General features: G+C 65.1%; 9 protein-coding genes. All 9 read left to right on the plus strand.

Annotated features, from left to right (window positions below; genetic code table 11):
- Window position 1: 1 nt before the first annotated feature.
- A complete protein-coding gene (locus Q2M23_RS01210; RefSeq protein ID WP_316393771.1) occupies window positions 2–985 on the plus strand; it encodes an NAD(P)-dependent oxidoreductase in 984 nt (327 codons plus the stop codon).
- Window positions 986–1146: 161 nt separating this feature from the next.
- A complete protein-coding gene (locus tag Q2M23_RS01215; RefSeq protein ID WP_316393772.1) occupies window positions 1147–2343 on the plus strand; it encodes an ABC transporter substrate-binding protein in 1197 nt (398 codons plus the stop codon).
- Window positions 2344–2362: 19 nt separating this feature from the next.
- Window positions 2363–3220, plus strand: coding sequence for a branched-chain amino acid ABC transporter permease (locus tag Q2M23_RS01220; RefSeq protein ID WP_050385417.1), 858 nt, complete (start codon window positions 2363–2365; stop codon window positions 3218–3220).
- Window positions 3220–5019: an ABC transporter permease subunit gene (locus Q2M23_RS01225; protein WP_316393773.1), complete on the plus strand. Its 1800-nt coding sequence runs from the start codon at window positions 3220–3222 to the stop codon at window positions 5017–5019. Before Q2M23_RS01220 ends, Q2M23_RS01225 begins: the two co-directional genes overlap by 1 nt.
- Window positions 5000–5746, plus strand: a complete 747-nt coding sequence (locus Q2M23_RS01230; protein WP_316393774.1) for an ABC transporter ATP-binding protein — start codon at window positions 5000–5002, stop codon at window positions 5744–5746. The genes Q2M23_RS01225 and Q2M23_RS01230 overlap by 20 nt, the downstream gene beginning before the upstream one ends.
- Window positions 5747–5970: 224 nt before the next feature.
- Window positions 5971–9210, plus strand: coding sequence for an AAA family ATPase (locus Q2M23_RS01235; RefSeq protein ID WP_316393775.1), 3240 nt, complete (start codon window positions 5971–5973; stop codon window positions 9208–9210).
- 41 nt (window positions 9211–9251) lie between these two features.
- Entirely contained in the window at window positions 9252–9893 is a 642-nt protein-coding gene (locus Q2M23_RS01240; RefSeq protein WP_316393776.1) for a hypothetical protein, read from the plus strand.
- On the plus strand, window positions 9853–10491 hold the full coding sequence (locus Q2M23_RS01245; protein WP_316393777.1) for a hypothetical protein: 639 nt from the start codon (window positions 9853–9855) through the stop codon (window positions 10489–10491). The genes Q2M23_RS01240 and Q2M23_RS01245 overlap by 41 nt, the downstream gene beginning before the upstream one ends.
- 170 nt (window positions 10492–10661) lie before the next feature.
- The gene (locus Q2M23_RS01250; protein ID WP_316393778.1) at window positions 10662–11954 is read left to right on the plus strand and encodes an MFS transporter; all 1293 of its coding nucleotides are present in this window, start codon (window positions 10662–10664) and stop codon (window positions 11952–11954) included.

The raw sequence follows: 11954 nt of genomic DNA on the forward strand, positions 1-11954 counted from the left end.
CGTGAAGGTGCTGCTTGCCCATACCCCGCAGATGCGCCGCGACTATTATGGCGAGCGCAGCCTGAACGGCCTGCGCGCGGTCGCCGACGTCATGCTGCACGAGGGCGAGGACGCGCTCGATGCGGCGGCGCTGGTCGAGGCCGCGGCCGATGTCGACATCATCGTCGCCGACCGCATGACGCAGGGGCGAGGGGAGATCTTTCCGCAGCTGCCGAAGCTGCGCGCGTTCGTGCGCTGCGCGGTTGACATCCGCAACATCGACGTGGCTGCGGCCTCCGCCGCCGGCGTGCTGGTGACGCAGGCGAGCGCCGGCTTCGTCCAGTCGGTCGCCGAGCTCGCGCTCGGCTTCATGGTCGATCTGTCGCGCGGCGTCTCGCGCGCCACCGCGGATTATCACGCGGGCAGGGCGCCCGAGGTCGTGATGGGCCGCCAGCTGGCGGGAAGCGCGATCGGCATCATAGGCTATGGCAGCATCGGGCGCTATCTTGCCGGGATCGCAAAAGTGCTCGGCATGAATGTGCTGGTCGCCGATCCCTACGTAACGATCGATGATGCGGCGATCGGGCATCTGCCGCTCGACGATCTGCTGGCACGCGCCGACTACGTTGTCTGTCTCGCGATCGCCAACGCGCAGACCGAGAACCTGATCGGGCAGGCCGCGCTGGCGCGGATGCCGAAGCACGCATTCTTCATCAACCTTTCGCGCGGAAACCTCGTCGACGAGGCGGCGCTGTCGGCCGCGCTGCGCGATGGCCGCATTGCGGGTGCCGCGATGGATGTCGGCCGCGCGCCGGACCAGATGCCGACGCCCGAGCTTGCGAAGCTGCACAATGTGATCGCAACGCCGCATGTCGGCGGCCTGACGCCGCAGGCGATCGAGCATCAATCGTCGGAGACGGTACGCCAGGTCGCGAAGATCGTCGCCGGCGAGATACCCGTCGGTGCGGTCAATGCCGGCTACTGGACACGGCGGCCTCGGCCATGAAAGTTTGGCGAAGCCCAATGTCGTCCGCGGGGCTGGACAAGAGCTTCGCATCCGGCCCAGACTTGGCCCGCATAACCGCGGCCCTTGAGCGCGCGGACAATCAATGAACGGACGTCCCGCAACAAACGACGGGCGCCGAGAGGGAAACAGGGAGGCATCACATGGCTATTTCACGCCGTGACGTTTTGTTGGGCAGCGCCGGTGCTTTGGGCGCCGCATCATTTTCCTTCCCAGCGCCTGCCATCGCACAGTCGGAACCGATCAAGATCGGCTGTCTCGCGGCGATCACCGGCCCGAGCTCGGCTCCGACGGTCGGCTTCAATCGCGGCGTCAACTTCGCGGTCGACGCCATCAACGGCGCCGGCGGGGTGAAGGGCCGCAAGATCGAGCTCGTGATGCGCGACACCCAGGGCGATCCGACCAAGGCGGTGAACGCGACGCAGGAGCTGATTAGCCAGGCCAAGGTGCACGCGATCTGGGGTCCGCTGAACTCGGGCGAGGCGCTGGCGACGACGCCGATCATGGCGCGCGCCAAGATGCCGGACCTGCATCCCTGCGTCGTCGAGACCCTGATCGACCCGGTCAAGTTCCCCAATGCGTTCCGCATCGCGCCGTCGAACAACCAATGGGACGATGCCGTGCGCAATTACTGTCTCAAGATCCTCAAGGTGAAGAAGGTCGCGGTGATCGGCGACACCACCGGCTATGGCGTCACCGCGGTCGGCGCCTCCGTCGCGGCGTTCAAGAAGGACGGCGCCGAGGTGGCCTATCAGGCCAATATCGACGCCACGCAGCCCGACATGACGCCGGACATGCTGCGCGCCAAGAATGCCGGCGCGGAAGCGATCGTGGTGTGGAGCGTCTCGACCGGCATGGAGGCGCGCATGTTCAACACCCGCGCCGCGATGAACTGGGACGTGCCCTTTGTCGGTCATCCCTCGATGGCGTCGGGCGAGCTTGCGAGCCTGGTCGCCAAGCCGGAGAACTGGAAGAAGGTCTACGCGATCGGCTACAAGAGCTGCAGCTATGACGGCGCCGGCAAGCTGCCGCCGAAGAGCGCGGACCTGGTCGCGCGCCTGACCAAGGCCAACATCGCGCTGAACGACACGCTGTTGTGGTGGGTCGCGGGCGGCATCGATTGCATCGAGCTGATCGCCAAGGCGGTCGCCGAAAGCGGCTCGACAGACAGCGCCGGCATCATCAAGTACTGGAACATGCTGTCGACCTATCCCGGCTATTTCGGCAATTACCGCTTCTCGCCGACCGAGCACAACGGCTATCTAACCGAAGAGATCGTGATGTCGGAAGCCTCTACCGCCAAGGACGGCACCTTCGCGCTGGCGCCGGGGTATACATAGAAGGGCGAGGGCGCAGCCGATGCTGGCCTCGATCCTCGCATCCGGTCTCGCGGCGGGCGCGATCTACGCGCTCGTCGGCGTCACCTACAACACGATGTTCTCGACCTCGCGGGTGATGAGCTTCACCGCCGGCCAGCTGGCGATGCTGGGCGGCGTGTTCGGCTCGATGTTCACGCTGAAGCTCGGCCTGCCCATTGCCGTCGGCTTCGTGCTGACGCTGCTCTGCTGCGCGGTGATCGGAATCATCACCGAATTCGTCGCGGTGCGGCCGGTGCTCAAGAGCCTCGACCAGCATCTCTACGTGCTCTCGACCCTCGCGGTCGCGCTGATGATCCAGCAGATCACCGCGATCAAATGGGGCACCGAGCCGCAACCGTTCCCGCGCATCGCAGGATTCGGCGAGGGCGTCCTTGATGAGAAATTCTGGCTGCCGGTCCTCGCCTGCGCCGTCACCATTGTCGGCCTTGAATATCTCTACCGCCGCACCCTGGTCGGCCGCGCGTTCCTCGCCATCGCGGAGGATAATTTTGCGGCGCGGGCGCTCGGCCTGCCGGAGCGCAATCTGCGGGTCGCGAGCTACGCGCTCGCCGGCGTGGTCGGCGGCATCGCCGGGTTTTCCGGCGGGCAGTTGCTGCTCGCCTTCTTCGCCAACGGCGCGCTGCTCAACTTCTACGGCTTCGTGCCGGTGGCGCTGGGCGGGCTCGGCAATAACAGAGGCGCGATCATCGGCGGGCTGGCGCTCGGCCTGTTCCAGCAGGCGGCGAACTTCCTGGTCGGCGGCATCTTCTCCTCGGTCGCGGTGTTCACGCTGTTCATCGTGGTGCTGCTTGCCGCGCCGCAAGGGCTGTTCGGCGCCTCGACCGCGCGGAGGGTGTGATGACGTCGGTCGTGGCCACTCCGTCCCGAACCGACAGCGGCGTGTGGCGCGCCGCGCTGCCGCACGTCCTGCCCTTCCTCGGCATTCTGGTGGCGGCGGTGCTGCTGCCGTTCGTCAGCAACGATTACTGGGTGCTGATCGGCACCCGCATGGCGATCTACTGGGTGCTGGTGTCGGGCCTCAATCTGGTGGTCGGCTTTGCCGGTCACCTTGCGATCGGCTATGTCGCGCTGCTGACGCTCGGCGCCTACACGACGAGCGTGCTGGTTGCCGGCAACGTGATGCCGGCGATTCCGGTGTTCGTCGCCTTGCCGATCGCCGGCCTGATCGGCGCGATCTTCGGCGTGGTCGTCGGCCTGCCGGCCCTGCGCCTGCGCACCTTCTACTTCGCCATGTCGACGCTTGGCTTTGCAACCATCGTGACCCAGATCGCGCTGGCCTGGCAGAGCGTGACCGGCGGCGGCATCGGCATTGCCGGTCCCGAATTCCCGGCGCCGTTCAACACGCCGTGGGGGTTCTACGCCCTCTGCATCGCCTTCGCCGCGCTGACCACCTGGATGAGCGCCAATGTCGCGCACAGCCGGTTCGGCCGCGCGCTGATCGCGGTGCGCGACGCCGAGGTCGCCGCTGAGGCCAGCGGCATCTCCAAGCCGAAAATGCTGATCGCGATCTTCCTGTTCGCCGGCGCGCTGGCGGCGATCGCCGGCGGATTGTTCGCGACCCTGCAGACCTACATCACGCCCGATGCGTTCACCTTCGATCTCTCGGTGCTGTTCTTCATCGCGATCCTGATCGGCGGCCGCGGCTCGATCCTCGGGCCCATGCTCGGCACCATCATCCTGACCATCCTGCCCGAGATCGCGGCGCCGCTCGCGGCTTGGTCGACCTTCCTCTACGCGGTGCTGCTGCTCGTGATCGTGCTGGTGATGCCCGGTGGCATCGCGGCGCTGCTCGATTTCCGCAACCGCCGGCCGCTCGCCAGCAACCGCGCCATCGTTCCGCGTCCCGCTGCACTCGCCGACATCGTGCGCCGCAGGGATGGCGGCAAGACGCTGCAGCTGCGCGGCATCGCGCTGAGCTTCGGCAATGTGAAGGCGATCGATGGTCTCGATCTCGATATCGCGCCCGGCGCGATCCACGGTCTGATCGGACCGAACGGCAGCGGCAAGACCACGACGCTCAACGTGATCTCGGGCTATTACGCCGCCAAAGCCGGCACCATGACGCTTGGCGGCGAAGTCCTGGCCGCGGGCCGGCCGGTCAAGCGCGCCGCGTGCGGCATCGCACGCACCTTCCAGACGCCGCGCGTGATCGGCGAAGCCTCGGTGCTGGAGAACGTCATGATCGGCGGCTCGATCGAGGGCCGGGCCAATTTCGTCGAGGCGATGCTCGCACTGCCGCGCAACGGCGCCGACGAGCGTCTGCTCGCGGCAAAGGCGCACGCGCTGCTCGGCGTCGTCGGCCTCGAGGCGCTCGCCGACATACGCGCCGATCGCCTGCAGCACAGCGAATTGCGCTTCATCGAGATCGCGCGGGCGCTGATGCTCGATCCGGACTTCCTGCTGCTCGATGAGCCCGCCGCGGGTCTCTCCAATGACGAGATCGAGCGGCTCGCCAGCCTGATCAAGACGGTCTGCGGCCGCGGTACCGGTGTGCTGCTGGTCGAGCACCATGCCGATCTGATCTTCGATATCTGCCACCAGGTCACCGTGCTCAATCTGGGCCGGACGCTGGCGGCGGGAACCCCGGCGGAGATCCGCATCCACAAGGAGGTCGTCAGTGCCTATCTCGGCGGCTGAACCGTTGCTCGCGGTCAATGGGCTGCAGTCCGGCTACAGCAAGATCCGTGTGCTGCACGGCATCAACATCACGATTGCCACCGGCGAGGTCGTGGCGCTGCTCGGGCCCAACGGTGCCGGCAAGACCACACTGCTGCGCGCGATGTCCGGACTGTTGCCCGTCACTGCCGGACAGGTCCGGTTCGGCGACCGCGACATGACCAACGCCACGCCGCGCGATGCCGCGCGGGCCGGGCTCGTGCATGTGATCGAGGGACATCGCGTGTTCACGCAGATATCGGTGACCGACAATTTGCTGCTCGCCGGCTATGACCTGCCGCGCGCCGAGCGTGCCGTGCGCATCGAGGAGGCGTTGGCGTTCTTTCCCGAGATCGCCGAGAAGCGGCATGAACGCGGCGGCGCGCTGTCGGGCGGGCAGCAGCAGATGCTGACGGTGGCGCAGGGCCTGGTTCGCCGGCCGCGGTTGTTGATGCTCGACGAGCCGTCCGCGGGACTGTCGCCGGTGCTGGTCGATCGCGTCCTCAACGTCATCGGCCGGCTGCGCGAGCAGGGTACCTCCGTGCTGCTGGTCGAGCAGCTCTTGGAGAAGGCACTCGCCTGTGCCGATCGCGTCTACGCGCTGGTGCAGGGTGCGATCGCGCTGGAGGCGCCGACCGGAGAGAGCGACCTCGCGCATCGGCTCGAGCGCGCCTATTTCGGCCATGAGAGCCACGCGTTGCAGACCTAGCCAATGCAACCTGTGTGCTCGACGCCAACGGCCACGCAACTTGTGATCGGATGCGGCGTCGACTGCCGTTGTGGCGCAATCTGCACGTGCGTCATAAAATGGCACGACAGGTGCAGGCAGCTTTGCTAAGCTTCACAGCGATGCCCGATTGTGGATATTTGTCGCGTTGTTTTTAAGACTTGTTGCGGTTGCCTGCGTCTGCAGCTCTCTTCAAGAGGCCTACGATGCAATGTTTGCGTTGCGGTTGTCAGAACAGGGCGACCAATGAGTATTGCGAAGGGTGCGGGGCCTCTCTCGGAATTACGTGTGAAGCTTGCGGCCACCTGAACGGATCAAGCAGCCGCTTTTGCGGAAAGTGCGGCGCTGCGTTGGCGACGGCGATTGACGCGACCCGGGTTCAGCCGTCGCACGAGCATGCGCTGAGGAGCCTGCATGCCAAGGGTGGGGAGCGGAAGCGCCTCACGATCCTTTTCGCTGATATCAGCAACTCGACGGGCATCATCGATAGCCTCGGAGATCCCGAACTGGGCATGCGGCGCTTGCAGCCGGTGCTCGACCTGATGAACGAAGCCGTTCACCGCTACGGCGGCGTCGTCAACAAGGCCCAGGGCGACGGCGTCATGGCGATGTTCGGCGCCCCGCAGCCTCATGAGGATCACGCCGTTCGGGGCTGTCTCGCGGCGTTGGCGATGCAGGATGACGTCAAGCGCCTGCATGACGTCGATATGCAAATCCGCGTCGGCGTCCATACCGGTGAGGTCGTCTTCCAGGCCATCGAGCACGGCATCTATCAAACCTATGATGCCGCGGGCGCGAACGTGCACCTCGCCAGTCGACTGGAGCACCTTGCCGAGCCCGGCACCATTCTGGTCTCGAGGGAAACCTACGCTGTCGCGAAGCAGTTCGTGGAGGTGGAGTCGCTTGGAGAGCAGGCCATTCGGGGGCTCGCGGCTCCCGTCGAGGTGCTCAGGCTGAGGGGCCTTCAGCATGCGCCGTCGAGCGGTGTGTTCCGGACCGGACGACGGTTGAGTCCCTTGACCGGCCGCGCCGACGAGTTTGCGGCGCTGACAGCTGAACTCGAGAACACCCGCAAGGGAGATGGCCGGGTGATCGGTGTCGTTGGCGAAGCCGGCATTGGAAAGAGTCGCCTTTGCTTCGAATTTGCCGAGAGTTGTCGCAGCAAGGGCATCCGCGTCTTCGAGGCGCGTGTGCTCGCGCACGGCCGCGCAACGCCGTTTCAGCCGGTGCTGGCGCTGCTTCGGGATATTTTCGGGCTTCGCATCAAGGAGGAAGCGCCGGACGTTTCGCGCCGCCGTATCTTCGACCGGCTGGCGGCAATGCCGGTCTCCGATCATCTGGCACCCGTGCTGCTGGAATTCCTCGGTCTGGCGGACCCGCACCAGCCCGCGCCGAAACTGGATCCCAAGGCCCGCAAGGCCCAATTGCTCGATTTCGTCGGCGAACTGGTACGCGCCGCACCTCGTGACAATGTGACGGTCGTCCTGATCGACGATCTGCACTGGATCGATCCGGCGAGCGAGGAGTTCGTCGAGGCCCTTGCCGACGCCGTGGTCGGAACCACGACGATGCTGCTGGTCAATTTCAGGGCCGGATTGAGCGCGCCGCTGATGCAGCGGTCGCATTACCGGCAGATCAACATGGCTCCGCTTGGGCCCGCGGAGGCGCAATCGATCTTGCGCGATCATTTTGGTACCGACCCGTCGCTGGCGCTGTTGAGCCGGAACATCGTCGAGCGCGCGCACGGCAATCCGTTCTTCCTGGAAGAGCTCATGAGCGCCCTCGTCGAGCGCGGCGACTTCGAGGGCGAGAAGGGCGCGTACCGGCTGAAGGGCGGCATCGACACAATCCCGCTTCCGACGACCGTGCAGGCCGTGGTCGCGGCGCGCATCGATCGCCTCGACGAACACGCAAAAAGGGCCCTCGAGGTCGCCTCGGTTGCCGGGCGCGAGATTTCGTTGTCGGTTCTCGATGCCGTTGCCGGACTGGCGAAGGCCGAGCTGCTGGAAGCCGTGGGACATTTGCGACGCGCCGAATTGCTCTACGACGTGCCCCCCTTTGAGCAGCGGCTGATCGCGTTTCGTCATCCGCTGATCCAGGAAGTCGCCTATCTGTCGCTGTTGCACGAACGGCGCCGCGAGCTTCACGCGGCCGTCGCGCAGGCGATCGAGAAGCTGTTCAAGGATCGCGCCGAGGAACGGGCATCGCTTCTCGCCTACCACTGGGAGCATGCCGGCGAACATTTGAAGGCGGCGCAGCAGCACATGCGTGCGGCGGTCTGGGTCGGTGCGAACGATCCCAGTCAAGCCTTGCGAAGCTGGAAGAAGGTGCGTGAACTGCTGACGCACCAGCCCCCGTCGCAAATGACCGACTATCTGAAGATGATGGCCTGTGGCCAGATCGTGAATTTCGGCTGGCGCGAAGGAATTTCCGCCGCCGATGCGCAGGTCTATTTCGAGGAAGCCCGCGGCCTCGCGCTCGCGATGGGGGACCTGCGCGCCAACACGCTGATTCACGCTGCCTACGGCCGGATTTTGGCGAATGGCGGCTCGGCCGACGAATATGTCGAGCGGGTGCTGGAAGCCAAGGCGCTTGCCGACACCGGCACCGACACCAGTGTCCAGGTCACGCTGAAGGCCATTCTCTGCCACGCGCTCCGGCTCTCGGGGCGGATGTCGGAGGCGCTGCAGATGAACATGGAGGCGGCCGCGCGCGCCTCGGAGATCGTGAAGTCGGACCGGGAGACGCTTGGATTCGACGTCGAGGTCTGGTTGACCGCCATGCGCGGGCAGACGCTCGTGATGCTGGGGCGCGGGTCCGAGGCCCGGCCGCTGCTCGATCGCGTGCTGCAACTGGATGGCAGCCAGGTCGATGCCATTCACTATGTCATTCCGAGCCTCGCCTATATCGACCTCGCCTGGTCCGAAGGCGACGTCGGACTGGCCCAGCACCACGCCGATCGCGCCTTCTCGCTCGCGGTCAAGAGCGGCAATCCGTATTTGCGCGTCTACGCCCAGGCCAGCCGCGGCCTGTCCCATATGGTGGCAGGTCGGATCACATCATCGATCGAGGACCTGACGGCCGCGCTCGACTTCGCGCGAACCCGCAAGGCCGGCCTTGAAAACGAAGCACGGATTCTCGCCGATCTGGCGAACGCGTATCGGCAGAAAGGAGATGCGGCGGCAGCGTTGTCCGCCGTCGACGAGGCGATTGCGGTTGCGGTCAAGCGGCACGCGCGCATTCCGGAATGTCTTGCCCGATCGGTTCGCGCCGATCTGCTGTTGCGCTCCGGGCGGAGCGATGAGGCCGAGGAGGGCACGAAGGAGCTGGACCGCGCGACTGCGCTGCTTCACGAGACCGGCGCGATGATCTTCGCGCCCTTTGTCGGTGGCGCGGGAAAGACGGTCAAAGCTAGTCGAAGTTCGAACGAAGCCAATAATATTTGAGTTGCGAGCGAAAATTGTTCTGATTCCATTCGGATGATCTCATGTTGTTCGCGAATATGACGGGCGAACCGGTCGGCAAAGAAAGCGCCCGCACGCGCAGGGACGCGCTCCTTTGCGACATCCTGGCCGATTTCAGGCGTGCGTTTCCCGATCTGCTTTTCGAGCTCGACGAAGGAAGCGCAACCGTCAATGCTCAGGCCTTCATTCGTGGCAACGACCGCGTCGTGCGGATCTATGGCGGACTGGCTTACCACGCGGCGATGAACGCGGATGGCCTGGTTTTCGCTCTGCTTCACGAGGTCGGACACCATCTATCGAAAGGCGGCCGCCTCGCCGCCAACTCCGAGCTCGGTTGCGAGTGCGCGGCGGACCGCTGGATTCTCGCTAACGGCGCAGCCCGGCTACGCAAGCAGACCGGGCGCACGCTGTCGATTCAGCGCGCGGTATCGAGCATCGAGCAATTGACTGCGCTTGCCGCCTGCGGCCTGGGAGCTCGCAAGCGCGGTCCAAGCGTGTGCTGGGCCGATCATTGGCCGAGGCGCAAACATGTACTGGTTCGACCGGAAGCCGCGCCGGCAATTCCGCGGTGCTATCTGTCCAGTTTTTTACGACTGAATCAAATTGCACAAAGGGAGACGACAAATGGGTGCGCTACTTCCCGTCGGCAGCGGTCCCGACGCTGAAATCGTGGATAGGCTGAATGAGCTCTTCAGCGGCAAGGATCTGGCTACTCTTCGCAAGCACAACAAGAAGGAAAAGCTGTTTGATCCGAGCCACAGGTTACGGCGCGTGGCGTTCCGCATCGGTGCCTATCCGAGCAAGGATTACGGGAAGGATGATGCCAAGCGGAAATGGTTCTTCTTTCTCCACCATGTGCTGCCTCAGGAGACGCAAGAGGCGATCAAGAAGATCCTGGGCGACGCGATGACCCGAACCGCGATCAAGGCGGTGAAGTTCTCGGTCGAGGAAAACAGCGTGGTGACTCATCCGCATCTGTTTCCGAGCAACAACGAGCCACTCGCGAACTACCTGAATGGGGCCGGCACCGCCTATCTTGTCCATCTGGTCGTGCAAGGGCCGATGGATGACAGCGCCGAAGATCCGCCAGGCGACAACGACCCGGACAGCGGTGAACAGCCGATCGCCTGGCCCGAGCTTTCGCTCCGCAGGCCAACGTTCAGGCGCGCCAAATCAGGCGGCGGGAAGGGCGCCGGCAAGGAGAAAGCCGTCAGCAAGAAGAAGGCAGCCAAAAAGGCGGCCAAGCGTCCGCGCAAGCGTTGACGACGCGATCATAGCGGTTGATTGTGGCGGCAAGGGTCGACGGATGCGTCGGCCCTTCTGTCTCCAGGTCGTCCTGAAATCTGGCTGGTGGCAGCGCCTGCTGCCGGCTGCCCAAAGTCCGCTACGGCGCCGGTCCAGCCTGTTCCGTTGCGGATGGAATGCTGCGTCCGATGCGACTTCCCTTTTTCTACGGCTGGATCATCGTCGCGGTGACCTTCGTCACCATGGCGATCGGCGTCAACGCGCGTACGGCGTTCTCGCTGTTCTATCCGCCGATCATCTCGGAATTCGGCTGGGAGCGCGGCATCACGGCGGGCGCCTTCTCGTTCGGCTTTGTCGCCTCGGCGATCGCAAGTCCGCTGATCGGCCGGTTGATGGACCGCGGCGGTCCGCGCGCGGTGATGGAGCTTGGCGTGCTCTTGATGGGTTCGGGTCTGCTGCTGGCGCCGCTGACCACGCAGCCCTGGCACCTCTATCTCACGATCGGCGTGCTGGTCGGCGCTGGCAGCGTCTGCCTCGGCTATTCCGGACAATCGTTGTTCGTGCCGAACTGGTTCCTCCGCCGCCGCGGACTTGCGATCGGGCTCGCCTTCGCCGGCGTCGGCATCGGCTCGGTGACGCTGCTGCCGTGGGTGCAGCACATGATCGAGCACACCGGCTGGCGCACCGCCTGCACCGCAATGGGGATCGTGGTGCTGGTCGTGCTGGCGCCGATCAATCTCTTGCTGCACAAGCGGCCGGAGGACATCGGCCTGCAGCCCGACGGCGATGCTGCGCCGACGGCGACGTCAGCCAGGCCGGCATCGAATATCGTCGACCCCGTGTGGGCCGGCACCGACTGGACGCTGTCGCGTGCGCTGCGCACCGCGCGGTTCTGGTGGATCGCGATCGGTTATTTCTGCGGCCTGTACATCTGGTACGCGGTGCAGGTGCATCAGACCAAATTCCTGCTCGACATCGGCTTCAGCTCCAGCGTCAGCGTCTGGGCGCTTGGCGTCGTCAGCCTGCTCGGCATTCCCGGCCAGATCTGGCTCGGGCATCTCTCCGATCGGATCGGCCGCGAATGGGTGTGGGCGATTTCCTGCTTCGGCTTCGTGATCTGCTTCGCCGCGCTCGCCGCCTTGAAATACTGGCCCAACATGGCGCTGATCTATCTCATGGTCTTCACCCAGGGCGCGCTCGGTTATGGCCTGACATCCGTGATGGGCCCGGTCGTGCTGGAGATCTTCCAGGGCAAGCATTACGGCAGCATCTTCGGCACCGTGATGCTGGCTGCGCTCGCCGGCGGTGCTGCGGGCCCCTGGATCACCGGCCAGCTCTATGATCTCTCAGGCAGCTATACCAGCGCCTTCCTGCTTGGGATCGCCTTCAGCCTGCTGTCGGCGTTTGCGATCTGGCAGGCCTCGCCCCGCAAGGTCCGCGCCGTCGCCGGACAGGTGCACAAGGTCGCAAGCGCGTCCTGA

It is taken from the genome of Bradyrhizobium sp. 33ap4, assembly GCF_032654765.1.
Lineage (GTDB): Bacteria > Pseudomonadota > Alphaproteobacteria > Rhizobiales > Xanthobacteraceae > Bradyrhizobium > Bradyrhizobium australafricanum.